The sequence below is a fragment of the Streptomyces sp. NPDC056835 genome (assembly GCF_042789485.1).
Classification (GTDB): Bacteria; Actinomycetota; Actinomycetes; order Streptomycetales; family Streptomycetaceae; genus Streptomyces.
Genome location: NZ_JBHUBB010000001.1, coordinates 331177 through 357456 on the forward strand (window position 1 = coordinate 331177; position 26280 = coordinate 357456).

12 protein-coding genes and 1 pseudogene are annotated in these 26280 nt (G+C 72.5%); 8 read left to right on the forward strand and 5 right to left on the reverse strand.

What is annotated here, in order from left to right:
• Positions 1-158: 158 nt before the first annotated feature.
• Both ACFRMN_RS01540 and ACFRMN_RS01545 read left to right on the forward strand, forming a co-directional pair.
• Positions 159-1892, forward strand: coding sequence for an ABC transporter ATP-binding protein (locus ACFRMN_RS01540; protein ID WP_383011550.1), 1734 nt, complete (start codon positions 159-161; stop codon positions 1890-1892).
• Positions 1892-3817 carry an ABC transporter ATP-binding protein gene (locus ACFRMN_RS01545; RefSeq protein ID WP_383011553.1) on the forward strand — a complete coding sequence of 642 codons (1926 nt, stop codon included), beginning with the start codon at positions 1892-1894 and terminating at the stop codon, positions 3815-3817. The genes ACFRMN_RS01540 and ACFRMN_RS01545 overlap by 1 nt, the downstream gene beginning before the upstream one ends.
• Positions 3818-3922: 105 nt before the next feature.
• Here the strand turns inward: ACFRMN_RS01545 and ACFRMN_RS01550 are convergent, their stop codons facing one another.
• The 4 genes from ACFRMN_RS01550 to ACFRMN_RS01565 all read right to left on the reverse strand — a co-directional run bounded on the left by ACFRMN_RS01550 (position 3923) and on the right by ACFRMN_RS01565 (position 10431).
• A complete protein-coding gene (locus ACFRMN_RS01550; protein WP_383011556.1) occupies positions 3923-5182 on the reverse strand; it encodes an RNA polymerase sigma factor in 1260 nt (419 codons plus the stop codon).
• A 270-nt stretch (positions 5183-5452) separates the two neighbouring features.
• Entirely contained in the window at positions 5453-7363 is a 1911-nt protein-coding gene (gene dnaG, locus ACFRMN_RS01555; protein ID WP_383011559.1) for a DNA primase, read from the reverse strand.
• Positions 7364-7442: 79 nt separating this feature from the next.
• Positions 7443-8720, reverse strand: a complete 1278-nt coding sequence (locus ACFRMN_RS01560) for an NAD(P)/FAD-dependent oxidoreductase (RefSeq protein ID WP_383011561.1) — start codon at positions 8718-8720, stop codon at positions 7443-7445.
• 307 nt (positions 8721-9027) lie between these two features.
• The gene (locus ACFRMN_RS01565) at positions 9028-10431 is read right to left on the reverse strand and encodes a deoxyguanosinetriphosphate triphosphohydrolase (protein WP_383011564.1); all 1404 of its coding nucleotides are present in this window, start codon (positions 10429-10431) and stop codon (positions 9028-9030) included.
• A gap of 227 nt (positions 10432-10658) precedes the next feature.
• Here ACFRMN_RS01565 and ACFRMN_RS01570 point away from each other — a divergent pair, with 227 nt between their 5' ends.
• Positions 10659-12140 carry a peptidoglycan D,D-transpeptidase FtsI family protein gene (locus tag ACFRMN_RS01570; protein WP_383011567.1) on the forward strand — a complete coding sequence of 494 codons (1482 nt, stop codon included), beginning with the start codon at positions 10659-10661 and terminating at the stop codon, positions 12138-12140.
• A gap of 80 nt (positions 12141-12220) precedes the next feature.
• Here ACFRMN_RS01570 and ACFRMN_RS01575 read toward each other — a convergent pair.
• Positions 12221-13360, reverse strand: a pseudogene (locus tag ACFRMN_RS01575) (sirohydrochlorin chelatase); the annotation flags it as partial.
• A gap of 150 nt (positions 13361-13510) precedes the next feature.
• Here ACFRMN_RS01575 and ACFRMN_RS01580 point away from each other — a divergent pair.
• The 5 genes from ACFRMN_RS01580 to ACFRMN_RS01600 are packed head-to-tail and all read left to right on the forward strand — an operon-like array spanning position 13511 to position 26273.
• A complete protein-coding gene (locus ACFRMN_RS01580) occupies positions 13511-14413 on the forward strand; it encodes a DUF4132 domain-containing protein (protein ID WP_383011570.1) in 903 nt (300 codons plus the stop codon).
• A gap of 5 nt (positions 14414-14418) precedes the next feature.
• Complete coding sequence (locus ACFRMN_RS01585; protein WP_383012036.1) at positions 14419-19392, forward strand: hypothetical protein; 4974 nt, start codon at positions 14419-14421, stop codon at positions 19390-19392.
• A complete protein-coding gene (locus ACFRMN_RS01590) occupies positions 19389-20549 on the forward strand; it encodes an AAA family ATPase (RefSeq protein WP_383011573.1) in 1161 nt (386 codons plus the stop codon). Before ACFRMN_RS01585 ends, ACFRMN_RS01590 begins: the two co-directional genes overlap by 4 nt.
• Positions 20536-24486, forward strand: coding sequence for a DUF5682 family protein (locus tag ACFRMN_RS01595; RefSeq protein ID WP_383011576.1), 3951 nt, complete (start codon positions 20536-20538; stop codon positions 24484-24486). The genes ACFRMN_RS01590 and ACFRMN_RS01595 overlap by 14 nt, the downstream gene beginning before the upstream one ends.
• Entirely contained in the window at positions 24483-26273 is a 1791-nt protein-coding gene (locus ACFRMN_RS01600; RefSeq protein WP_383011579.1) for a hypothetical protein, read from the forward strand. The genes ACFRMN_RS01595 and ACFRMN_RS01600 overlap by 4 nt, the downstream gene beginning before the upstream one ends.
• Positions 26274-26280: the final 7 nt, after the last annotated feature.

Sequence of the window (26280 nt, forward strand, 5' to 3'; positions counted from 1 at the left end):
TGTCGGGGCGGCCGGAGCGCGCTTTCCCTTCTCGACCCGTCCTTCTTGACCCGTCCTTGGACATAAACCCATGGGGCTCGGCGGGGGCGGTACCGCAAGATGGGGGCTGATCCCCGTTCTCGCGACCTTCATCCCGAGCCGACCCCGAGAGACTGCGCGTGCTGCTACGACTTCTGCGAGCCCATCTCGCCCCGTACAAGAGACCGATAGCCCTGCTGGTGGCGCTCCAGCTGTTGCAGACGTGCGCCACCCTCTACCTGCCCACCCTCAACGCCGACATCATCGACAACGGTGTGGTGAAGGGGGACTCGGGCTACATCCTGGAGTTCGGCGGCATCATGATCGCCGTCAGTGTCGTCCAGGTGATCTGCAACATCGGCGCCGTGTACTACGGCGCGCGGACCGCCTCCGCCCTCGGCCGGGATGTGCGGGCCGCCATCTTCGACCGGGTACAGAGCTTCTCCGCCCGTGAGGTGGGTCACTTCGGCGCCCCCTCGCTGATCACCCGCACCACCAATGATGTCCAGCAGGTCCAGATGCTGGTCCTGATGGCGTTCACGCTGATGGTGTCCGCGCCCATCATGTGTGTCGGCGGCATCATCATGGCGCTCGGCCAGGACATCCCGCTGTCGTCGGTGCTGCTGGCCGTCGTCCCACTGCTCGGTATCTCCGTGAGCCTCATCATCAGGAAGATGCGGCCGCTGTTCCGGACCATGCAGACCCGGCTGGACACGGTGAACCGGGTACTGCGCGAGCAGATCACCGGTAACCGCGTGATCAGGGCCTTCGTACGGGACGACTACGAGAAGGAGCGCTTCCGGGGCGCAAACACCGAGCTGACCGATGTCGCGCTGTCGACCGGCCGGCTGATGGCGCTGATGTTCCCGACCGTGATGACGGTCGTGAATCTGTCGTCGGTCGCCGTCGTCTGGTTCGGCGCGCACCGGATCGACAGCGGCGGGATGGAGATCGGCGCGCTGACCGCGTTCCTCGCGTATCTGATGCAGATCGTGATGGCGGTGATGATGGCCACCTTCATGTTCATGATGGTGCCGCGCGCCGAGGTGTGCGCCGAGCGCATAGAGGAAGTGCTCGGCACCAGTTCGAGCGTCGTACCACCGGAGAACCCGGTGCGGGAGCTGCGCCGGCACGGACATCTGGAGGTGCGGGACGCGGAGTTCCGCTTCCCCGGCGCCGAGGAGCCCGTCCTGCGCGAGGTGTCGCTGGTGGCGCGGCCCGGTGAGACGACCGCGGTGATCGGGTCGACGGGCAGCGGCAAGTCGACGCTGCTCGAGCTCATTCCGCGGCTGTTCGACGCGACCGGCGGGGAAGTGCTCGTCGACGGCCAGGATGTGCGCGAGCTGGATCCGGTGCTGCTGGCGAAGACCGTGAGTCTCGTACCGCAGAAGCCGTATCTGTTCTCCGGGACGGTGGCGACGAATCTGCGGTACGGCAATCCGGACGCGACCGACGTGGAGCTGTGGCACGCGCTGGAGGTCGCCCAGGCGAAGGAGTTCGTCGCGGCCCTGGAGGGCGGGCTGAACGCGCCGATCGCGCAGGGCGGCACGAATGTCTCCGGCGGTCAGCGGCAGCGGCTCGCGATCGCGCGGACGCTGGTGCAGCGGCCGGAGATCTATCTGTTCGACGACTCGTTCTCGGCGCTGGACTACGCCACGGACGCGGCGCTGCGCGGCGCGCTGGCGCTGGAGACCGCGGAGGCGACCGTCGTGATCGTCGCCCAGCGGGTCTCCACCATCCGTGACGCCGACCGGATAGTGGTGCTCGACGAGGGGCGGATCGTGGGGTCGGGCGGCCATCACGAACTGATGGCGGAGAACGAGACATACCGGGAGATCGTGCTCTCCCAGCTGACCGAGGCGGAGGCTGCCTGATGAGCGGTCCAGGCGGACGCATGATGGCGGCGGGCCCGGCACAGCGGTCCATGGACTTCAAGGGATCGGGCAAGCGGCTGCTGAGGCTGCTGCTCGTGGAGCGGGCGACCCTCTGGTGCATGCTCGCGGCCGGTGTGGTGAGCGTCGCGCTGTCGGTCGTGGGACCGAAGATCCTCGGAAAGGCGACGGACCTCATCTTCGCGGGGGTCATCGGCCGGCAGACCTCCGGCGGTGTCACCAAGGCGCAGACCATCGAGGGGCTACGGGCCAAGGGCGACGACGGACTGGCCGATCTGCTCTCCGGAGTGGACTTCACCCCGGGCCGGGGCATCGACTTCGGCGCCGTGGGCGAGGTCCTGCTGATCGTGCTGGTGGTCTATATCGCCGCCGGGCTGCTGATGCTGGTGTCGACACGGCTCTCCATCCGGGTCATCAACCACACGGTGTACCGGATGCGGGAGGAGATCCAGGCGAAGCTGTCGCGCCTGCCGCTGTCGTACTTCGACCAGCAGCCGCGCGGTGAGGTGCTGAGCCGGGCGACGAACGACATCGACAACATCTCGCAGACCATGCAGCAGACGATGGGGCAGCTGATCAACTCGCTGCTGACGATCATCGGTGTGCTGGTGATGATGTTCTGGATCTCGCCTCTGCTGGCGGTCGTCGCGCTGGTGACGGTCCCGCTGTCGGTGCTGGTGGCGGCGAAGGTCGGCAAGCGGTCGCAGCCGCAGTTCGTCCAGCAGTGGAAGGTCACCGGCACGCTGAACGCGCATATCGAGGAGATGTACACCGGGCACGCCCTGGTGAAGGTCTTCGGGCGGCAGAACGAGTCGGCCGAGGCGTTCCGCGAGCAGAACGACCAGCTCTACGAAGCCGGATTCAAGGCGCAGTTCAACAGCGGGATCATGCAGCCGCTGATGTTCTTCATCTCCAATCTGAACTATGTGCTGGTCGCGGTCGTCGGCGGGCTGCGGGTCGCCTCGGGCACGCTGTCGATCGGTGATGTGCAGGCGTTCATCCAGTACTCGCGTCAGTTCTCGATGCCGCTGACGCAGGTCGCGTCGATGGCCAACCTGGTGCAGTCGGGTGTCGCCTCCGCCGAGCGGATCTTCGAACTGCTCGACGCGGAGGAGCAGGAGGCCGACGCCCCCGCGGTGGAGCGGCTGCGCGAACGTCAGGGCCGGGTCACGCTGGAGCATGTGTCGTTCCGGTACGAGCCCGACAAGCCGCTGATCGACGATCTGTCGCTCTCGGTGGACCCGGGGCAGACGGTCGCGATCGTCGGGCCGACGGGCGCGGGCAAGACCACCCTGGTCAATCTGCTGATGCGGTTCTACGAGGTCACGGACGGCCGGATCACACTGGACGGCACGGACGTGGCGCGGATGTCCCGTGCGGAACTGCGGTCAGGGATAGGCATGGTCCTTCAGGACACCTGGCTGTTCGGCGGCACGATCGCGGACAACATCGCGTACGGCGCGTCGCGGGAGGTCGGCCGTGAGGAGATCGAGGAGGCGGCGCGGGCGGCCCACGCCGACCGGTTCGTCCGTACGCTCCCCGACGGTTACGACACCGTGATCGACGACGAGGGGTCGGGGGTCAGCGCGGGTGAGAAGCAGCTGATCACCATCGCGCGGGCGTTCCTGTCCGATCCGGTGATCCTGGTGCTGGACGAGGCGACCAGTTCGGTGGACACCCGGACCGAGGTGCTGATCCAGAAGGCGATGGCGCGGCTGGCCCACGGCCGTACGAGCTTTGTGATCGCGCACCGGCTCTCCACGATCCGGGACGCGGACGTGATCCTGGTGATGGAGAACGGCGCGATCGTCGAACAGGGCACGCACGACGAACTGCTGGCGGCGGAAGGCGCGTACGCGCGGCTGTACGCGGCCCAGTTCGCGCAGGCGGTCGCCGAAGTGGACTGACCGGCGCGGCCGGTGAGTGCCGGTCACGGGTCCTGATTCCGGGCGCCGCGTCCGTCTCCGCCTTCGGGTGGGTACGGGCGCGGCGCCGGTCTCGACGCTCCGAGCTCAGTCCAGGTAGCCGCGAAGCTGGTCCGCGTAGGCGTGGTCGCGGAGTCTGCCGAGCGTCTTGGACTCGATCTGGCGTATGCGTTCGCGGGTCACGCCGAAGATCCGGCCGATCTCCTCCAGGGTGCGGGGCCGGCCGTCGGCCAGTCCGTACCGCAGCTGGATGACCTTGCGTTCACGCTCGCCGAGGGTGGAGAGCACGGCGTCCAGATGCTGGCGCAGCAGCAGGAAGGCCGCCGACTCGACGGGGGACGCGGCGTCGCCGTCCTCGATCAGATCCCCGAGCGCGACATCTTCCTCCTCCCCCACGGGGGCGTGCAGGGAGACCGGCTCCAGGGAGAGCCGCAGCACCTCCCTGACCCGGTCGGGGGCCAGTTCCAGCTGGGCGCCCACCTCTTCGGGGGTCGGCTCGTAACCGCGCTCCTGGAGCAGTCTGCGCTGGACGCGTACGACGCGGTTGATCAGCTCGACCACATGGACCGGGACGCGGATGGTGCGGGCCTGGTCTGCGAGCGCCCGGGACATCGCCTGGCGGATCCACCAGGTCGCGTACGTCGAGAACTTGTAGCCGCGGGCGTAGTCGAACTTCTCGACTGCCCTGATCAGGCCGAGATTTCCCTCCTGGACGAGATCGAGCATGGTCAGTCCGCGGCCGACGTAGCGTTTGGCCACCGAGACGACCAGTCGCAGATTGGCCTCGATGAGACGGCGTTTGGCCATCCGGCCCAGCACGACCAGCCGGTCGAGATCGAGGGCCAGTTGGGAGTCCAGATCGGGGGTGGTGCTCAGCTTCTCCTCGGCGAAGAGACCGGCTTCGACCCGGCGGGCGAGGTCCACTTCGTCGAAGGCGGTGAGCAGCGGAATCCGCCCGATCTCCCGCAGATACTGACGGAAGAGATCGGAGGAGGGTCCGCCGGTGTCGGCGCGGCTGCCCGGCCGGCCCGTGGGCTCGGGCACGAGGGGCACCTCCACGGGGTGCTCGGTGAGCGGTTCCTCGGCGGTCTCGGGAGGTCTCGCCTCCGCCTCCGCCTCCCGTACGGCCGTCTCGGGGTGGTGCGCGGCGCGGCTCTGCGGAGGGACGGCGGGCGCGAGGCCGGCGGGGGACGCGGCGGAGGACGCGGCGGATGGGGCGTGCGCGGGCGCTGGTGAGGGCGCGGGCGCTGGTGAGGGCGCGGGCGCTGGTGAGGGCGCGGGCGCTGGGGGTGGTGCTGAGGGGGGCGCGGCTAACTTCTCGGCGAGGGTCTGGGTCTGGGTCTGCACGGGGGGCGACCTCCAGGTGATCGCTGCCGGTTCGGGGCGGGGGGCGTACGGCAGCGGGACGAGGACGGCCGGGCCGCCTTCCGTCCCGTACACGATGAGCGGATCCGCGGGGGTGAGGCGCCCACCGTCGGTAGGCCGGCCGCGCTCCGGTGAACTCAGGCACCGCACCCCAGTGTGGGGTACGACATATCGCTGCCACGAGGGGCGTGCGGTGACTTTTTGCGCCCTGTACGTAACCGTGCCGTTACCGCGCGGAGCCCCGGAGGGGGTCTACAGGGCGGCGGCGCCGTCGTTGCGCAGCGACTGGCCGTACTGCTGAAGCACCCACAGTTCCTTCTGGACGGCCGCGTAATGGTCCGGATCGGGCCGCGTGCCCAGCCGGGTGAGCGTGCCGGTCACCTCGCGGACGCGGCGGTCGACGGCGCGCAGCCTGACCTGGACGAGCTGCTGGCCCGCGTAGACCTCGTCGATCGTCTTGCCGTGGAAGACCTCCACCGCCAGCTCGGTGACCATGGCGCGCACCGTGTCGTTCGGCGCGGCGTCACGGACCCTCGCCAGATACTCGGGGGCGGACCCCAGGCCCTGCTCGGCGCCGCCCGCGTCTTCTATGGCGCGGCGTACGGCGGCGTACGGCGGGGCCGTGAACTCGTCCTCGCCGTAGGCGTCGAAGGCCGGGGAGACCAGCTCGGGCCGTTGGAGGGCGAGCTTCAGCAGCTCGCGCTCGGTGCGGTGGGCGGGGCTGCGGAGATTGAGCGCGGGGCCCGCGGGGCCCTGCGGGGTCCGGGCGGCGTACGACTGCGACTGCTGCGAGCGGCGCTCCGGGGCGGGCGCCGGGCCCCGGCCGCCGCGGTCGCGCGCCCAGCGCGCCATCTGCGCCACCCGCTTGACCACGAACTGGGTGTCGAGGATGCCGAGGATGCCGGCGAGCTGCACCGCGACCTCGTGCTGCGACGAGCCGTTCTTGATCCGCGCGACGATCGGGGCCGACTCGTCCAGCGCCGCCGCCCGGCCCGCCGGGGTCTCCAGGTCGTACCGCCCGACGATCTGGCGGATCGCGAACTCGAAGAGCGGCGTACGCGGCTGGACCAGGTCCTGGACGGCCTCGTCGCCCTTGGCGAGCCGCAGCTCGCACGGGTCCATCCCGTCGGGGGCGATGGCGATATAGGTCTCGGCGGCGAACTTCTGGTCGTCCTCGAAGGCGCGCAGCGCGGCCTTCTGGCCCGCCGCGTCCCCGTCGAAGGTGAAGATCACACGGGCGCTGCCGTTGTCCATCAGCAGCCGTCGGAGGATCTTGATGTGGTCGCCGCCGAAGGCCGTGCCGCAGGTGGCGATGGCGGTGGTGACCCCGGCCAGATGACAGGCCATCACATCGGTGTACCCCTCGACGACCACGGCGCGGCTGGCCTTGGCGATGTCCTTCTTCGCCAGGTCGACGCCGTACAGCACCTGGGACTTCTTGTAGATCGACGTCTCGGGGGTGTTGAGGTACTTCGGGCCGTTGTCGTCCTCGCGCAGCTTGCGCGCGCCGAAGCCGACCACCTCGCCCGAGATGTCGCGAATGGGCCACATCAACCGGCCGCGGAAGCGGTCGATGGGACCGCGGCGGCCGTCCTGGGAGAGACCGGAGAGCAGCAGCTCCTTGTCGGTGAAGCCCTTGCCGCGCAGAAAGCGGGTGAGGTGGTCCCAGCCGACGGGGCTGTAACCGACGCCGAAATGCTCTGCGGCGGCCTGGTCGAAACCGCGCTCGGCGAGGAACTTCCGGCCGGTCTCGGCCTCGGGACCGGAAAGCTGCTCGACATAGAACTCGGCGGCGATCTTGTGCGCCTCGACCAGGCGGGTGCGCTCGCCGCGCTGGCTCGCCGGGTTGTATCCGCCCTCTTCGTACCGGAGGGTGATACCCCCCTTGGCGGCAAGCCGCTCGACCGTCTCGGAGAAGGAGAGATGGTCGATCTTCATCACGAAGGCGATGGTGTCCCCGCCCTCCTGGCAGCCGAAGCAGTGGAACAGACCCTTGCTCGGACTGACCTGGAAGGAGGGGGACTTCTCGTCGTGGAACGGGCAGAGACCCTTGAGGTTGCCACCGCCCGCGCTGCGCAGCTGAAGGTAGTCGGACACGACGGCGTCGATCGGGACCGCGTCCCGAACCGCCTTCACGTCGTCATCGTTGATCCTGCCGGCCACGCGTGAATTCTACGGGGACGTACTGACACCCATGGACCGTCGGTACGCGGCCGGGGCCGCCGTGGCCGTCCGGACCGGGTCAGGTGGTCAGCGAGCCGAGCGGGACACCCGGGTCGGCGAGGGCGTCCAGATCCTGCCGGGCACCGGAACGGATGAGGCGCTGGATGTCCTCGGTGACGTCCCACACGTTGACGTTCATCCCGGCGAGCACCTTGCGGTCCTTCAGCCAGAACGCGCAGAACTCCCTCTTTCCGGCATCGCCCCGCACGACCACCTGGTCGTACGAGCCGGGCGGGGCCCAGCCGGAGTACTCCAGGCCGAGGTCGTACTGATCGGAGAAGAAGTACGGGATCCGGTCGTAGACGACGTCCTCGCCGAGCATGGCGCGGGCGGCGGCCGGGCCGCCGTTGAGGGCGTTGGCCCAGTGCTCGACGCGTACCCGGTCGGTGGCGAGCGTGGCGCCCCAGCCGGTGACCGGGAAGGCGGCCACGTCGCCGGCCGCGAAGATATCGGGGTCGGAGGTGCGCAGCGCGGCGTCCACGGCGATCCCGCCGCCGTCCGCGCGGTCGGCGAGAGCGAGACCGGCGGCCTCGGCGAGGGCCGTGCGCGGGGCGGCGCCGATGGCGGCGAGCACATCGTGCGCGGGGTGGTCCTCGCCGTCGTCCGTACGGGCCGAGAGGACCATGCCGTCCTGTCCGGTGATCTCGGTGAGCCGGACACCGAAGTGGAACCGTACGCCGTGCTCCCGGTGCAGATCGGTGAAGAGCTGGCCCAGCTCCGGGCCGATGACCCGCAGGAGCGGGGTCTCCTCGGTCTCGACGACGGTGACCTCGGCGCCGTAGCCGCGGGCCGCCGCCGCGACCTCCAGGCCGATCCAGCCCGCGCCCGCGATCACCAGATGGCCGTTGTCGCGGCCGAGGGAGGCGAGTACCTGGCGCAGCCGGTCGGAGTGCGCGAGGCGGCGCAGATGGTGGACGCCCGCCAGGTCCGTGCCAGGGATGTCGAGGCGGCGCGGTTCCGCGCCGGTGGTCAGCAGCAGCTTGTCGTACCGTACGGAGGTGCCGTCGCCGAGATGTACGCACCGGGTGTCCCGGTCGATGGAGGTGACGGTCTGGCCGAGATGCAGCTCCACCTGGGCCCGGGCGTACCAGGCGGGCTCGTGCACGAAGACGCTGTCCCGCTCCTCGGAACCGGTCAGATATCCCTTGGACAGCGGAGGGCGTTCATAGGGATGGTCGCGCTCGTCACCGATGAGGATCACCCGGCCGGTAAACCCTTCCGCACGCAGGGTCTCCGCCGCCTTGGCCCCGGCGAGTCCACCGCCGACGATGACAAATGTCCGATGTGCGTCGACCACTTGATGCCTCCTCTTCGCGCTGCCGCCATCTGCGAGCGTCCCGCACGGAGCGTGATGGCGAAAGAGGGAGCGCTCCACGGGCATGTCTCACTGCTGTGATCCGGCTACTCTCCTGCAACCGGTGATCAGGAGCCGTGAGGCATGAGGGGCGCATGTCACCCCTTCATCGCACCACCTTCATCGGAGCATCGCTCATTGGACCATCCGTGGGGCCGCACGGGCCGCGCGGGCCGCACGGGTGCGCGGTGGTCGCTCAGCGGTGGTCGCTCAGCGGTGTCAGGGCGGTTCAGCGGTTTCAGAGCTGTGATCAGGGCTGTGAGGAGCGGCGGCCGGTGAGTGACGCGTGCAGGGAGCGGGCCGCCGCGTCGGTGAGTGACGCGATCTGGTCGACGATGACGCGCTTGCGCGCCCGGTCGTCGCGGGCGGTGTCGAACAGCGCGCGGAACTGCGGATCGAGCCCCTCGGGGGCGCGGGCCGTGAGCGCGCCCGCCAGCTCGGCCAGGACGATCCGCTGGTCGGCGCGGAGGACCTCCTGTTCGGCGCGCTGCATGACATAGCGGTCGGCGACGGCCTTGAGGACCGCGCATTCGTGCCGGGCCTCGCGCGGGACGACCAGCTCGGCGGCGTACCGGGTGAGCGGGCCCGTACCGTACGCCCGCCGGGTGGCGCCCTCGGCGGCTTCGCAGAAGCGGCCGATGAGCTGGCTGGTGGCGTCCTTCAGCCGGGACTGCGCGACGGCGGATCCGTCGTACGAGTGCGGCCACCATTCCTGTGCCATCAGCCGGTCGAGCGCGGCGGCCAGCTCCCGCGGGTCCGTGCCCGCGGGTACGTAGCGGCCGATGGCCACCGCCCAGATCGTGCTCCGCTCGGACGCGGAGGTGAGCGCGGCGGGGTCGACATGGCCCGCGTGCAGCCCGTCCTCGAAGTCATGGACGCTGTAGGCCACATCGTCGGACCAGTCCATGACCTGCGCCTCGAAGCAGGTACGGTCCGCGGGCGCGCCCTTGCGGACCCAGGTGAAGACCGGCACATCGTCCTCGTACACACCGAATTTCGCCGAGCCGGGCTCGGTGGGATGCGCGCCGCGCGGCCAGGGATATTTGGTGGCGGCGTCCAGTGCGGCCCGGGTGAGGTTGAGGCCGACGCTGACCAGGCCGCCGGGCTCGGCGTCATCGGCCGCCGGCGTGTCCGTGGCCATGGCCGTGCCCGTGCCCATGGCCGTGCCCGTGCCCACCGCATCGGAGCGGACGAAACGTTTCGGCTCGATGCGGGTCAGCAGCCTCAGCGACTGGGCGTTGCCCTCGAAGCCGCCGCAGTCGGCGGCGAAGTCGTTGAGCGCCTGCTCGCCGTTGTGGCCGAAGGGCGGGTGGCCCATGTCGTGGGAGAGACACGCGGCCTCGACGAGATCCGGGTCGCAGCCGAGCGCCGCGCCGAGCTCGCGGCCGACCTGGGCGCACTCCAGGGAGTGGGTCAGCCGGGTACGGGGGCTGGCGTCCCACTCCTGGCCGCGCGATCCGGGGGTCACCACCTGGGTCTTGCCCGCGAGCCTGCGCAGCGCGGAGGAGTGCAGTACGCGCGCGCGGTCGCGCTGGAACGCGGTGCGGCCCGGACGCTTGTCGGGTTCGGGTGCCCAGCGTTCGGTGGCCGCGTCGTCGTACCCGCGCGGCGGTTCCGGGGGGTGCGGTGTGGTGGTATCGGTGGTGCCTGCCATGCACCGAAGGTAACCGGCGTGGGTGACTGGTGCGGGTGACCGGCGCGGGTGACTGCTGCGGGTGACCGGCACGGGTGACTGGCACGGGTGCGGGCTCGTGGGGCGGGTGATGCCGGCTCGCCGGAACCGCTGAGCGATACATGGCATCTGCATCAGGAAGATCGAATGTGTGACCACGTGCGAGTGCGTGGAGGTGACCGCGCGGGTGCGTGGGAGAGGAGAGCTCGATGAACAAGCCGCTGAGGCGTATCGCCATCTTCTGCGGGGTGCTCGTACTCGCCCTGCTGGTGCGGGCCAACTGGCTCCAGTTCGTCCAGAGCGACAGCCTCGCCAACCACGAGAACAACCGCCGCGTGAAGATCGCCCAGTTCTCGCAGCCGCGCGGGGACATCATCGTGGGAGGCCGGCCGGTCACCGGCTCGCGGGAGGTCACGGACGCGGAGTTCGCCTACCGGCGCACCTTCGCCGACGGGCCGATGTACGCCCCGGTCACCGGCTACGCCTCGCAGGCCCAGGGCATGTCCCTGCTGGAGAAGACATACGACAAGGTGCTCAGCGGACAGGACGACCGGTTCGCTTTCGGACGTGCCCTGGATGTCCTCACCGGCGAGAAGCCGCGCGGCGGTGATGTGATCACCACCATCGATCCGAAGGCGCAGAAGGCCGCCTACAAGGGGCTGACCGACCTCGACGCCCGGGGCGCGGTCGTCGCCCTCGATCCGCGGACCGGCAAGGTCCTCTCGCTCGTCTCCACGCCCTCCTACGACCCTTCCACCTTCGCGGGGCTGTCCTTCAAGGAGGGCGACAGGTTCAAGGCGCTCGACGCCGACAAGGGCAAGCCGCTGGCCAACCGGGCTCTGCGGGAGACCTATCCGCCCGGCTCCACGTTCAAGATCCTCACGGCCGCCGCTGCCCTGGAGCACGGAGTGATCACGGACATCGACGCCCCCTCCGACGCCGTCTCCCCGTATCCCCTGCCGCTCTCCAGCAACAAGATCAGCAGTGAGGCGGGCGACGAGGTGTGCGACAGGGCGTCGCTGAAGACCGCCATGCAGTACTCCTGCAACAACGTCTTCCTCGACGCGGCGGCCAAGGTCGGCGCGGACAAGATGCGCGAGACGGCGGAGAAGTTCGGGTTCAACGCCGATGTCTACTCCGAGGACTTCGGTGACATGCTGGCCACCAAGAGCCTCTACCCCGACAAACTGGACCGGCCGGGGACCGCGCTGACGGGCATGGGCCAGGGCAGTCTCACCAGCACCCCGATGCAGATGGCCATGGTGACCGCCGCTCTCGCCAACGGCGGCAAACTGATGCAGCCCTACATCGTCGAGGAACTGCGCGGCCCCGATCTCTCCAGCCTGGACAAGCGCGAACCCGCGCTCAAGAGCCGGGCCGTCTCCGAGGACACCGCCGAACAGGTGCGGGAGATGATGGAGTTCACCGCCGCGGAGGGCAGCGCGAAGAGGGCGCTGATCGACGGCGTCACGGTCGGCGGGAAGACCGGCACCGCGCAGCGCGGGGTCGATGTCAGCCAGGAGGTGCCGTACGGCTGGTTCGTCTCCTACGGCCAGAAGGGCGACGCCTCCGTCGCTGTCGCGGTCTTCATCGACCCCACGGACATGGACATCTCCCGTGCGGATATCTCCGGCGGCAGGCTCGGCGCTCCGATCGCGAAGAGCGTCATGAAGGCCGTACTCGACAGCTGAAAGCAGCCCTCCCCGGGGCTGTCCCCGGAGCTCTCCCCGGAGCTCTCCCCGAGGCTGTCCCCGGGGCTGTGCGGGCGCGGCGCCGTCAGGGGTGCCACCAGGGCCTCGTCGTAGCGGTGGAGCAGCAGCCGGGCCATCGCCGGGTGCGCGCCGAGCGGGGCGGCGGCGAGCCGGGGCTCTGTGACGAGCCCGGCTCCGGCGGCGGCGCTGCGGGTGGCCAAGTGTCCGGGCGCGGTGAAGTACGAGGCGATCGCGGTGCGCCGGCGGCCCCGGGCGGCGAGGGCGCGCAGGGCCTCGGGGACGGTGGGTGAGGCGGCGGACGCGTAGGCGGGGACGACCGGTACGCCGCCGAGACGTTCGCTGAGCATCACGGCCGTACGGCGGGTGTCCGCCACCGACTCGGGGTCGGGCGATCCGGCGGCGGCCAGGACGATCCCGGCGCCGTGCCCGGTCGGGTCGGTGCCGCGACGCCCGTGCCCCGGGGCTCCCCGGCCTGTCCGGTCTCCCTTACGCGTCCGGTCCGACCGGTTCGACTGGTCCCTCCGGTCCGTCCAGTCGCTCCGGTCCGTGGGCCAGCCGGCCTCGACGAGACGGGCGTACAGCGCCTCGACCAGCAGCGGATGCGGCCCGAGCGGCGCGGCGATCCGGGTGCGCAGGCGGGGTGCGGCGGCGGCTGACGCGGGCAGGTCGCGCTTGATGTGTACGCCACGGCTCAGGAGAAGAGGTACGAGGACGGCCCGGCCGGCGCCGAGGGCGGCGAGGGTGTCGGGCAGCCGCGGTTCGTTGAGCTCGATGTGGCCGAGCCGTACGTCGAGACCGGGGCGCAGCTCGCGGACCTGGTCGAGCAGCGCCGTGATGGTGCGCAGGGCGCGCGGGTCGCGGCTGCCGTGGGCGACGACGACAAGGGTGGGTGCGGGACGGATGGACGCGAGGCCGGTGGACGCGGGTTTGGTGGGGGCGGGTTCGGTGGGGGCGGGGCTCGCGGGGGCGGGGCCAGAGGAGGCGGGACCAGGGGAGGCGGGGGTGTCGCCGCGCGTGTTGCCGTGGGTCCCGTTCCGCGCCATGTGGCTGAGCTGGTGACCGAGTCGCTCGGTTATCCGGATGAGCAGCTGCCCCGCGGTGTCGAAGGGGAACGGCTCCTCGTCCCTGTCCCGTGACTCCCGCGTGGCCGGTGTGGGGGGTTGTGGGGGTGACATGCGGTGGTGTGCCGGCTCCGTCATGAACCGATCGTGGCGGGTCCTGATTGCCGGGCGGTTGCGCGGTGGTGACGGCGGCTTTCCACCATCTCGCCGACGGCGCGGGGGCGTTGTCAGACCCCTCACTTACTGTGATGGCAGTTCAGAACCAGAAGGTCGGGGAGGGGTCCTGCCATGGGCTGGATCGAGACAACGGGCGGGTATGCCGTCGCGCTGGACGGCACGCGCGTGCTGTGCCGGAACGCCGCGGGGCGCACGCTGAAGCAGGTGCCGCCGAAGCTCAAGGACGACGCGGAAGTCGTACGGCTGCGGCAGTTGGCGGAGTGGCTGGGGCGGCACGAGCGGGAGTGCCGGGAGCAGGTGGACACCTGGCTGGTGCGTTCACTGCCCGTGCCCGTGGCCCTGCTGGCCCGGGTGTGGCCGGATCCGGCCTGGCAGTCGGCGTTGCGGGATCTCGTCGTGGCCCCGGTGGCGGCGGACGGCTCGGCGGAGACGGAGCGTGCCGGTTTTCTGCGGAACGCCGATCCGGCGCGGGGGCTGGGGATCGTCGATCTGGACGGGGATTCGGTGTGGCTGGACGCGGCCCGGGTGGAGACGGTGCTGATTCCGCATCCGGTGCTGCTCGAAGAGCTGGCCGAGTTGCGGGAGTTCGCGGCCGAGCTGGGGGTCGAGCAGGGCGCGGAGCAGCTGTTCCGCGAGGTGTGGCGGCGGCCGGAGGCGGCCGGGGGCGCCACCGGGCGCGGTGCGGCGCAGGACTGGCGGGCGTACGCCGACGGGAAGTTCGCGCAGCTGCGGCACGCCACGGCCCGCGCGGTCTCGCTCGGCTACCGGGTGCGCGGCGGCCAGGCGGTGTGCCCGCTGGTGGAGAACGGCCGACAGCTGGAGGCGGCGTACTGGCTGGGGGACGACTACCCCGAGTCGGAATCGCTGACCGGTTCGCTGGAGTGGCGTGACACGGCGGGGCGGCGGCTGCCGCTCGCCGAAGTGGGGCCGGTCGCCTGGTCGGAGGGCGAGCGGATGGCCGCGCTGGTGTACGCGGGCCGTGTGATCGAGAGCGACGAGGAGAAGGCGCTGTGAACGGCATGCGACCGCTGAGCGGGACACGGGTGGACGGGAAGTCCACGGGCGCGGACCTTCCGGAGCGGGAGCGGCTGGGGAAGGACCTGCTGGAGGCGGGTGCGGTGCTGCCACTCGGCGGTGCCTCCGGCGATGTGCTGACGGCGCGTTCGTACGGCCATCCCGCGCTGGACGAGCGCGCGGTGGTACGGCTGGTGCCCGGGGCGATCGGGGCCGCCGAGGATCTTGCCCTGGAGTATCTGGGGTTCGGCGCGGCCGAGGTCACCGAGGTCGGCCGGGTGAAGCGGCAGTCGCTGGGTTTCCCGGCCTGGGCGCTGGTCAACGACCCGGCCAACGGCCATCACGCGCTGGCCGTCGTCAAGGAGATGGAACGGCTCACCCGGCTCGTGAGCACCAAGCCGGGGCTGGCGAAGGAGGGTTTCGACGAGATCGGCGAAAGGCTCGACCGGTCCGTCCCGCATTTCCTGCCCACCTACTACGAGCAGGTGGCACGGCTCTTCCTGGCCGTCGAATCCCGGCAGCAGGCCTCGGTGTTCTTCGGCAAGGCGCGGGCGGCCGAGCAGCGGCACGCGCTGGCGGTCGACGAGGAGCGGCTGCGTGAGGTCTTCCTGGAGTTCGCCGGAGCGGGCGCGCTGACCGGCAAGGCGCTGCGTGAGCACGCCAAGGCGCTGACGGTCCGGCTGTCGGCGGCCGAGGCGTACGGACAGTTCAGGGCGGTGTCGCTGGAGCGGTGCGCGGCCGGGCTCGCCCCGTACGCGGGCATGCTGGAGGATCTGCGGCGCCTCGCGAAGGGCGCGGGGCTGGACGCGGACGCCGAGGAGCAGTCGCTGCTCGGCGAGATCATCCACACCGGTCCGATGAACCGCGCGGCGGGGGGCTTCTGGAAGGCCGCGCTGCCCGCCCTGGCCGCCATCGCGGCCGAGGACCGCTCCGTACGGGAGCGGCTGCTGACGCTGCTGCCCGCCACGGGCGGTGACAGGCCCGAGGAGTTCGACGCGTCCTGGCTGGCGCTGCTCGACCGGTGCGGGGCGGTCGAGCTGCTGGTGGACGGGACGGTCCCGGCCGCCGAGTGGCTGTCGTCCTGGGCCAGGCACCGGCAGCGCGGCTGGCGGACCACCGTGCGCCTCGAAGCCGAACTGACCCTGCTGGAAAGGCTGGTGCGGCGGCTGGTGGCCGACGGCACGCCGGTACGGCTGCTCGGCGGCTACGGCCGGCGCGTGACGGCGGATCTGGATCTGCTCGACGCCTGTCTGGCGTGGGGCGTGCCGGTCGCCGGGCCCTCGGAGGGCGCCTCGCACCTCGATCTGGACGACTGGCTGACGGACGAACGCGAGGGGCGCAGGGATCTGGTCGCGCTGACCACCGATCCCCGGTTCACGCGGCTGCTGGGTGCGGGCGTGGAGCAGGTGGCCGACAGTGGTGACGCCCAGGACCGGCTCGACCGGGTCGCGGACCATCCCGCGCTGCGCACCGTGCTCGTGGGCTGGCTGGCCGACCGCGCCGACGATCTGTCGCGGCCCTTCGGACTGCCGGAGCTGGACGGCCTGCTGCGGCGGCTCAGCCGCTTCTCCTCGCCGTCCGTGCTGGCCACGGCGCCGGAGGCGGTGCGGCGTATCACGGCGGTCTCGCCCGCTCCCGCCCTGGCGAGGACCTTGCGGGCGGGCATTCTCGACGAGCTGGGCTGGCCCGCTCTGGAGGAGGCGCTGCCGGGGCTCGGCAAGGTCGACCCGAAGGCCTCGGGACAGCGTTACGGGTACCGCGCCGAGGCGTGGTACCAGATGCGGGACTCCTGGCCCGCCCTGCTCGTCCGGGTCGGCACGCAGGTCGCGGCGGTCGGGCCGACGGCCGTGCTCGACCAGCGGCCGCTGACTCCCCCGACGGCCTCGAACCGCTCCTGGGACGCGATGACGATCCGTTACGCGGGCGGCCAGTGGCTGATCGCCAACGGGTACGGCGACGACCGGCGGGCTGTGTGGTCGGGCCGTCCCGCCGAGGTGTTCCAGCCCAAGGGCGAGCTGAGCGACCACTGGACGGACGCCCAGACGCCGTCGTTCGAGCTGCCCGACGGAGGGCGCTGCTACGGCGGGCGGCCGGTGTACGCGGGCGACACCTCGTTCGCGGCGGAGCGCCGCCCGGTCGCCTCGGACGGGATCTCCGTATGGGTGCTGCACGAGAACCAGTGGTGGGAGTACGACCCGGAGTCGGCCCGCAGGGGCCGGGTGTCGGTGCCCGCGTTCTTCGACTCGGCGCTGGCCGGGGGCGGCGTACGGCTGCTGGAGCGGGCCTGTCGGCTGCTGCCCGTACAGCCCGGTCTGGAGTCCTCTCCGTTCGGCACGAAGGACGGGCTGCTGGGCTGGTGGGTGACGTACGACCCCAAGGAGGGGACGCTCACCGCCTGTTCGGTGGACGGCAGCCGGAGCCCCGCGGTGCCGGTCCCGGCCCGCGCTCGCGTCGAGCATCTCACCGACGGGACTCCCGCGCCGCCGCTGCGGCTGCCCGGCGGGGCCTCGCTCCATCCGCGCGAGTCCCGTGGCTACGGCGCGTCGGTTTCCCTGTACGACACCGACGGCATCCAGATCGCGCGCTTCGAGGACGGAGGCCGGGGTGGCGCGTACGCGGCGGGCACCCCGCTGGTGGCCCCGCTGTCGTACTGGCACGCGCTGCGGACGCGTGACGAGCGAGGTTCGGCCGCGCTGCGCGCGGTGACGGACGCGGACGCGCGGGCGCTGCTGGCCTTGGTCGCCGAAGGGACGAAGGCGGAGGCGGCGGTGCGCCGACTGCTGCCGGACATCACCCACCCCGGGCTGGTCGCGGGCGTGGCCGGGCTGGTGGACGAGGCGGCGCGCCACAGCGGGCGTATCGCCACGCTCGCCGAGCGCGCGGCGCGCGGGCCGGGCTCGGAGCACGCTGAGGAGAAGGTCCGGTACGCCCACGACGCCGTGCTGAGCAAGGTGTTCCAGGGCTTCGCCGTGTCGACGTACCGGTACGACTACCACCATGTGCCGGAGGGGAGCGCGGCTGTCCTCCAGCAGGTCCGGCTGTTGTCGGAGGCGCTGGCACCGGCCGCGGTGCCGGGGCGCACGCCGGTCGAGCGGACGGATCAGGGGTGGGTGACGCTGGCCGGAGCCGGGATGGCGGCGCTCGCGCTGCGCGCCGCCTCACCCACCACCTCCGACGAACACCGGGCCGCGCTGCTGGAGTTTTTTGACGCGGCGCTGGCCGTCGAGGCGGACGGTGACGCGCTGCTGACCGACCCGCGCGGCCGGCTGCGCGCCGTGGAACTGCTGATCCCCGGCAGCGAGGCGAGCAAGCTCGCCGGTGAGGTACGGCACGCGGGGGCACGGCGGCTGGTGTTCCTCGGCCAACTGCGGTCCGACGACAAGGACGCGTACTGGCACTGCGTGGAGTACGACCCGGCCGGCTCCTTCGGGGGTTGGGACGGGTGCGTGCTCATCGAGTCCGAGGTGCTGGGCGCGGCGGACGATCCGGTACGGGCGCCGGTGGTGCGCCGGATCATGGAGTTGGTACGGGAGCGGGGCCCGCTGCCGTACCGCCCCGAGCAGGCCATGGATTTCGCCGAGCGGGTCGGGATCATCGCGACCGCGGGCGCCCTGCTCCAGCTCGGCTCCCCGGAGATGGGCAGCTACCGGGGCCAGGGGGTGCTGCCCGCCGCGTATCTGGAGCGGCTGGGTGCGAAGAACGCCGAGGTGGAGGTGGGGGTCGCCACGCTCGGCGCGCTGAGTGTCCGGGAGCGACGGGCCTTCAGCGCACTGCTGCTGCCCGCCGGTCCGGAGCGGGTGGCGGAGCTGTGGACCACCGGGTTCGCGCTGGAACCACTGGTGGAGGCGTGGATCACGGCGTTCGGCAGGCGACGGCCCGTACCGCCCTCGCTGATCAGGCAGCTGGTGGCCGAGCTGGGCGGCGGCACCTCGGCACATGACGCGCTCAACCCCGAGTGGCAGGAGAAGTTGTCCGGCCGCACCGAACAGCGGATGGTCGACGGCGAGCTGGAGCCGGCGGAACCGCGGCTGCTGCTGACCGGGTCCACGCTCTATGCCATGGTCGAGGCGCTGCGCTGGTTCGCGTACCGGCTGCCGTACGGCGACCCGCTGCGCGAGGTCCTGCCGGTCACCGCGCGCAAGCTGCGGGAGCGGCTGGCGGATCCCGGTCTGCTGCTGCATCTGGTGGTCGACCGGGACGCCGCCTATGACTCCGTGTCCGAGCGACTGCGCGAGGCCCGCGGCCTGCCGCCGGAGCGCGGCGCGGGCGACAAGGAGATATTCGAGTTCTCACCGGCGCTGGTGCTCACGCCCTCGCGGTACGGAAACCGCTGGGAGAGTGTCTGGGTGCGGCCCTCGGCCGTACTGCCCATGGAAGGGACGGACGGCCAGGGCGAGGGCGGTCCCGACCATCCGGATCTGACGCTGCTGGCCGCGATGGCGGGCGCGGCGCCGCAGCTGACGGCGCTGCGGATGCTGCTCAGCGCGGAGTTCATGGAGCTGGTCACGGCGGACGGCCCGCCGGGGCGGCCACAGGACCCTCGGCTCGGCGCGCCGGAGCTGGTGGGCGAGGCGGCGGAGCGGTTCGGACTCTCCGAGGACGCCGCCGTGCTCTATCTGATGCTGCTCGCGCTGCCCGATCCGACCGACCGTCACCAGGCCGAGTGGACGGGGTGGAAGCCGGCCCGGCTGAAGAAGGCGCGGGCCGAACTGGCCGCCACGGACCTGGTGGTGGAGGCCAAGCGCGCGCGGGCGGGCCGCTCGCTGTTCCTGCCGGGCGGCTGGCTGGAGCAGCGGACGCCGCGGTTGCCGGCGGAGAGCTGGAAGACGGCGCTGCTGCCGTGGGACCTGCATTCGTATGTGGTGCCCGACCGGCCGGTGCCGGAGCTGTACAGGGCCGCGTGGCGGCGGGTCGTTGAAGGCGATGTGCCGGGGTTCGAGGAGTTCCAGGGCCGTAGCGGCCGGGGAGGCAGACGATGACGGTGACAGAGATGACGGCGGCGGAGCACGAGCCGGGGCGGCAGCTGGAGCTGCCGGAGGACCGGTACGCGGCGGAGCTGGCGTTCCTCGCGTCGTACGACGAAGGACCGCGCCCGCCGAGATGGCGGCTGACGCCGCGCGCGGTGGTGCTGTTCGTCTGTGGTTCCGACGGTGAGGCGTTGCGGTCGGCCGACGGCGGACAACTGGTCGTGTCACGGAAGTTCGTGGGAGACCGGGCGCTCGTGGAGCGGTGTGTGGTGACGCTGGCGGGCGAGCGCGGACTGCTGCTCGTCGGTGAGCCGGGCACGGCCAAGTCCATGCTCTCCGAGCTGCTGTCCGCCGCGGTGTGCGGCAGCAGCACACTCACGGTGCAGGGCACCGCGGGCACCACCGAGGACCAGCTCCGCTACGGCTGGAACTACGCGCTGCTGCTGGCCAAGGGGCCGAGCCGGGAGGCCCTGGTGCCCTCCCCCGTCCTCACGGCCATGACACGTGGCGCGGTGGCCCGGGTCGAGGAGGTCACGCGCTGTCTGCCCGAGGTGCAGGACGCGCTGGTCTCGATCCTGTCGGAGCGCCGGATGTCCGTGCCCGAACTGGCGGGCGGCGAGGGCGGGGACAGCACGGTGCACGCCGTACCGGGCTTCACGCTGATCGCCACCGCCAACCTCCGCGACAAGGGCGTCTCCGAGATGTCCGCCGCCCTGAAGCGCCGGTTCAACTTCGAGACGGTCGGCCCGATCGGCGATCTCGACGCGGAGACCGAGTTGGTGCGCGCTCAGGCGACGGCGGCGCTGGTGCGCGGCGGGGCGGCGTTCTCCGTGGACGACACGGTGCTCGAAGCGCTGGTCACCGCCTTCCGGGATCTGCGGACGGGACGGAGCGCGGAGGGCTGGGAGATCGAGCGCCCCTCAACGGTCATGTCGACGGCCGAGGCGGTGCATGTGGCCACGTCGATGGGGCTCGGCGCGGCGTATCTCGGCGACGGGCGGGATGTTCTGCGTACGCTGCCCGGCCATCTGCTCGGGACGGTACGCAAGGACGACCCGGCGGACCACGCACGGCTGTTGGGGTACTGGGACGGCCCGGTGCGCCGCCGGGCGGAGGCGGGCGCTCCGCTGTGGCGGACGCTGTGGGGGCTGCGCGATGAGCTGGGATGAGCCGGAGGTCGGGGCGGGAACGATCGGGACGGGGGCGGTCGCGGCCGAGGTGGTCGCGGCGGATGGCGTGTCGGCGGGCGACGGCACGGGGCCTTCCGAGGCACTGGCCGGGCTCGCCGGGTGCCGGGAGCCGTATCTGATCGGGGTACGGCACCACTCCCCGGCGCTGGCGGCGGCCGTACCGGCGATGCTCGACCGGGCGGCGCCTGAGGTGCTGTTCGTCGAGCTGCCCGAGGAGTTCGCGCCCTGGCTGCCGTATCTCGCCGATCCGGCGACGGTCCCCCCGGTCGCCCTGGCGGGCGGCCGGGACGTGGCCGCGGGCGGCGGGCTGGTGTTCCTGCCGTTCGCGGAGTTCTCGCCCGAGCTGGCGGCGATCCGCTGGGCACGGGAGGCGGGGGTGGAGGTCGTTCCGTTCGATCTGCCGCTGGCAGCGCGCGCGTCCGGTCCGGGCGCGGACGCCGAGCCGAACGGGTCCGGTGATGCCAACGGGTCGAACGGGTCCGGTGAGTCCGGTGGACCGGTCTGGACCGGTGGGGCGTTGGCCGCCGCGCTGCGGGCGCGGCCCGGGGGGCGGCCCGGGGACGATCTGTGGGACCGGCTGGTCGAGGCGGGGGCGCCCGGTTCCGGCCCCGAGGCGCTGCGGCGCGCCGCGCTGCTGGTCGGCTGGGCCCTGCGGGCGGACGCGGGCGCGGTCGATCCGTACGATCTGCGGCGCGAGGCGAATATGCGGCGCCGGCTGGCCGAGCGCGAGGGGCGCCGGGCGGCGGCCGTGATCGGCGCCTTCCACGCGCCCGCGCTGCTGCCGGGCGCCGCGGGACCCGGCCCTGGGGACGTGTCGGCGGGGCCGAGGGACGTGCGGGCCGCCGGGGCCGTCGTCACCTCGCTCGTGCCGTACTCGTACGCGCTGCTGGACGAGCGGTCCGGCTATCCGGCCGGGATCCGCGACCCGGAGTGGCAGCGCGGGGTGCATCTCGCGGCGGGCGATCCCGCGCTGCTGGACGATCTGCTGACATCAACGGCGGTACGGATCTGCGCGGCCGTACGGGACGCCGGGCATCCGAGCGGACCGGCCGACGCCCGCGAGCTGGTCCGGGTCGCGCGCGACCTGGCGGCGCTGCGCGGGCTGCCCGCCGCCGGGCGCGGTGAGCTGGCCGAGGCGGCACAGACCGTGCTCACGCAGGGGCGGTTGTTCGGGCGGGGCCGGGTGGTGGCCTCCGCCATGGAACGGGTGCTGGTGGGGACGCGGCAGGGCAGACTCGCGCCGGGCACGCCGCGTTCCGGCCTGGGGCCGGCCGTGGAGGCGCTGCTCGACGGCCTGTCGCTGCCCACACCGGCCGCGCCCGGCCGCCGGGAGCTGCGCCTCGACGCGCACCGCGGCGATCTGGACCGGCGCCGTGAGCTGTGTCTGCGCCGGCTCGCGGCCTGCCGTGTCCCGTACGGGGAGGAGGGCGAGGTGGCGGGAGTGGGCGACGCCGCCCCGCTGACCACGCGCTGGGCCGTGGCCTGGTCCCCGTCGACCGCCGCGATGCTGGATGTGGCGGGCGTTCACGGGGTGACGCTCGAACAGGCGGCGGCCGGGATGCTGCGCCGACGGCGTGCGGCGGAGCGCGAGCGCGGCGGGCCGACCGCGGCCGAGGTGCTGACCGGCCTGGAGGACGCGGTGCGTTGCGGACTGCCCGCGCTCGCCGCGGAGCGGCTCTCCGAGGCCGCCGGACTGCTGCCCGCGTCCGGCACCCTGCCCGAACTGCTCACCGGCCTCGCCCTGTTGGACCGGATCGGAGCCGGCCATCTGCCGGGACTGCCCTCCGAGTGGGAACGGGACGCGCTCGGCGCGGCGTACGAGGAGCTGGCCGCGGCCGGGGTCCGGGCACTGGACGGGCTCGCCGGTTCCACCGAGCCCGCCGACGCGCGCGCCCTGGTCTCCCTGGCCGACAGGGCGGCGCTCGGCCGGGTCCAGCGGATCTTCGCGGATCAGCCCGCGGCGTCCGGTAGGTCTGATCGCGAGACGGAGGATCGGTCTCGTACTGGACGTACGCGGCCGACTCCGACGACGGGGGGAGGTGCGGTGCCGGACGCCGCGGGCCCGCGGCGATCCACCGGACAGGACCTGGGCGGCGGCTTCCGGCTCGACGCCTCGCTCAAGCGCCTCGACGCCGGGGCGACCCCGCTGATCCGGGGCGCGGCGGGGGCGGCCCGGGTGTTGCTGGGACACCGGGATGCGGCGGAGTTCGGCACGCGTCTGGCGTCCCGCGTGGACAGCGCGACGACCCCCGAACTCCGCGCCGACCTGGCGGGGTTCCTGCGCGGGACGCTGCTCGCGGCGGGCCCTCTGCTGGAGACCGGCCGCGCGCTCGATCCGTTGCTGGAACGGATCGAGGCCCTGCCCGACCGCGGCTTCCTGGACCGGCTCCCCTCACTGCGCGCGGGTTTCGACACGCTCTCCCCGGCGGCCCGCTCCCGTCTGCTCGGCGTGGTGGAGGACCGCACGGGCCTCGCCGCGGGCGCCCTCCCCGGGACGCTGTCGGACCCGGCGGCGTCGGCGCTCCTGGCGGCGGCCGATCTGGCGGGCCGGGAGGCCCTGGCGGCGCGAGGGCTGGATGCGGACGCTCCGGCGGGCGCGCGTGGCGTGGCGAGTGCGGCACAGGCACCTCCCGGTGCCCCCAGTGATCCTGGTGCCCCCGGTGCCCCCGGTGATCTTGGTGATCTTGGTGATCTTGGTGATCTTGTTGCCCCCGATGATCCTGGTGGCTCCGTCGGCTCCGGCGGGCTGGGCCCCGGCTCCCTCGGCGAGGGCGATGACCTGGCCGGAGCCATCGCGCTCGCCCCCGGTGAGCGGTGGCGACTGCTGCTCGGACGGGGGCGGGAGCTCACCGGTGGAGCCGCCCGGATCGCCGGCGCGCTCGATGAGTTGTACGGGTACGGGCGGGGCGAGGGCGCGCGCGGTGAGGAGCGTGACGCGGGTGGCTCCCGGGGCGGGGACGGGGCTTCGTACCCCGATGTCCGTTCCTGGTCCGAGGAGTTGTCCGCGCTGTTCGGGCCCGGTGTACGGGAAGAGGTGCTTGCGGCCGCCGCCGATACGGGACGGCTCGACGCCGCCCTGGAGCTGGACCCGGCCTCGGCCCGGCCGTCGGTGGAGCTGCTGCGTACCGTCCTCTCGTACGCCGGTGGGCTCCCCGAGCACCAGCTCGCCCGGCTGCGGCCCCTGGTGGCCCGGCTGGTGGCCGAGTTGACCGAGGCGCTGGCCAACCGGCTGCGCCCGGCCCTCACCGGTCTCTCCCATCCGCGCCCGACCCGCCGTCCCGGCGGGCCGCTGGATCTCGCCCGTACGCTGCGGGCGAATCTGGCGACAGCCCGCCGCGATCCGGACACCGGAGCGGTGACGGTCCTGCCGGAACAGCCCGTCTTCCGCACGCGTGCCCGTAAGGCGGCCGACTGGCGGCTGGTGCTGGTCGTGGATGTCTCGGGTTCGATGGAGGCCTCGACGGTCTGGGCGGCACTCACCGCCTCCGTACTGGCCGGTGTCCCCGCGGTGAGTACGCACTTCGTCGCGTTCTCCACCGAAGTGCTCGACCTCACCGACCAGGTCGACGACCCGCTGAGCCTGCTCCTTGAGGTCCGGGTCGGTGGCGGTACGAACATCGCGCGCGGGCTGCGCCACGCCCGTGAGCTGGTGACGGTGCCGTCCCGCACGCTGGTCGTGCTGATCAGCGACTTCGAGGAGGGCGGCCCGGTCTCCCCGCTGCTCACGGAGGTGCGGGCGCTGGTCGACGCGGGCTGTCATGTCCTGGGCTGTGCCTCGCTGGACGACGAGGGACGGCCCCGGTATTCGGCCGGTGTGGCGGGCCAGTTGGTGGGGGCGGGCATGCCGGTCGCGGCGCTCAGCCCTCTGGAGCTGGCCCGCTGGGTCGGCGAACGCGTAGGAGGTGCGCACCGATGACGGATTCCGCGGCGGTACTGCCGCCGGTGACCGCCGAAGTGGCGGCCGGGGCGCTCGATCTGCTGCCCGCGCGGCTGCGCAAACGTGTGGACGGGGCGGTGGCGAAGGCCGCCGGCTGGCCGGTGGAGACGACACCGGACGGCGTCCTGGTGCGGGTCGCGGAGGACACGACCGTGACGTTGAGGGTCACGGCCGGGATCGTGGCCGGCCCGGACGACGCGGTGTGCGGCTGTCTGCTGGCACCGGCCTGTCTGCATCGCGCGGCGGTCCTGTCCGTCGCCCCTCTCGCGGTCCGGGAGAAGGAACACCAGGGGACTGACGGGACTGACGGGACTGACGGGGAGGAGGGGAGAGGAGAGCCGGAGGGGGGACAGGGTGAAGCCGGGGCACCGGCGCCCTCGGCTGCCGACGAGACCGCGCTCACCCCGGCCCAGTCCACGGCGCTCGACGCGCTCCGGGACGCCGTGACCGCCGTCCTGGTCTCGGGCGTCTCCGGCTCCGGCGCTGTCCACCGCGCCGAGTTGCTTCATGCCGCCCACTCGGCGCGGCTGGCCGGGCTGCACCGGCCCGCCGGCACGGCGGTGCGGATCGCGCGGCTGCTGAGCGAGGCCCGTTCCGGCGACCCGGCGTTCCGGCTGTCCGGGCTGTCGGGCGAGCTGGCGGAGCTGCTGGATCTGGTGCGCCGCCCCGCCGCCGCGCTCTCCCCGGCCCGCCGCGACTACCGGCCGGAAGGGCCGCTCCGGTTGTACGGGCTGTTCACCGAGCCGGTGGTGACCGCGTCCGGATACGCGGGCGCCACGGTCTACGCGCTCGCGCCCGACGGCACGCTCCGTACGCTCTCGGACGTCGCTCCCGGCGGACCGGACCGCGCCCTTCAGGCCTCGGGGACGCCGGTGCCCGGCGGCTGCGCGCTAGGGCTGCGGGAGTTGGGCGACGGCGGCGGGGTGATCCTCACGGCGCCCACCGTCTCGCCGGACGGCCGGATCGGTGGCGGCGGGGCGGTACGTTCCGTACGGGCCGCCGGTGCGGGCTGGCGGGAAGCGCCGCTCGCCGCCCTCTGGGAGCGGCCACCCGCCGACCAACTGGCCTCGGCGCTCGGCTGGTTGTCCGAGCCCGCCGACGCCCGTTCGGCGGGCGGCGATCTGCTCTTCCTCGACGGTGTCGTCACCGGCGCGGGCTTCGCCGTGGTCGCGGGTCCCACCCTGCGGCTCGCGGCGCCGGACGAGCGGACGGAACTCCCCTACGCCGAGAACCTCCCGCTCCTCGCGAGCCGCCGCGGACTCGCGCTGCGGCTGATCGCCCGGGTCGTGCCCGACAGGCCCAACCGGGTGCATGTGCTCGCCGCGTCCTGGACCGGCCACGACGGTGAACCCGTTCGCGCGGATCTGGGGTTGCGCCTGCTCAACCGCTCGCACATCCCGGCTGTGCCGCCGGGACGAGGGGAACCGATGGAGGCAGGGGCGCCGCCCGCGCTCCCCGTCGAGCTGGACCTGCTGCGCAGGACCGTGGACCGCTCGGTCGCGGGCGGCCGCGCGGTGTCGGCCGCGTCGGCGGACGACGAACTACCGCGCCGGCTGCGGGCGGTGGGCCTCACCACCGGCGCGCGGCGGGTCGAGGCGCTGACGGACGCGGCGGCGGACCGCCGCCATGACGTCCTGGGCCGGCTGCTGCCCGCCGATCCCGGGGGCTTCGCCCTGGCCTGGCTGGCCGCGACGGTCTACGCGTCGGCGGCGACCGAATCGCTGCTGCTGGCCGCCTGGACACCACCGGACATATCCGCGAACTGATCGGCGC

Coding starts and splice junctions, on each gene's coding strand:
- ACFRMN_RS01545 (WP_383011553.1), top strand. CDS start 1,892: ATGAGCGGTCCAGGCGGACGCATGATGGCGGCGGGCCCGGCACAGCGG.
- ACFRMN_RS01595 (WP_383011576.1), top strand. CDS start 20,536: ATGAGCTGGGATGAGCCGGAGGTCGGGGCGGGAACGATCGGGACGGGG.
- ACFRMN_RS01570 (WP_383011567.1), top strand. CDS start 10,659: ATGAACAAGCCGCTGAGGCGTATCGCCATCTTCTGCGGGGTGCTCGTA.
- ACFRMN_RS01580 (WP_383011570.1), top strand. CDS start 13,511: ATGGGCTGGATCGAGACAACGGGCGGGTATGCCGTCGCGCTGGACGGC.
- ACFRMN_RS01565 (WP_383011564.1), bottom strand. CDS start 10,431: ATGGCAGGCACCACCGATACCACCACACCGCACCCCCCGGAACCGCCG.
- ACFRMN_RS01600 (WP_383011579.1), top strand. CDS start 24,483: ATGACGGATTCCGCGGCGGTACTGCCGCCGGTGACCGCCGAAGTGGCG.
- ACFRMN_RS01590 (WP_383011573.1), top strand. CDS start 19,389: ATGACGGTGACAGAGATGACGGCGGCGGAGCACGAGCCGGGGCGGCAG.
- ACFRMN_RS01585 (WP_383012036.1), top strand. CDS start 14,419: ATGCGACCGCTGAGCGGGACACGGGTGGACGGGAAGTCCACGGGCGCG.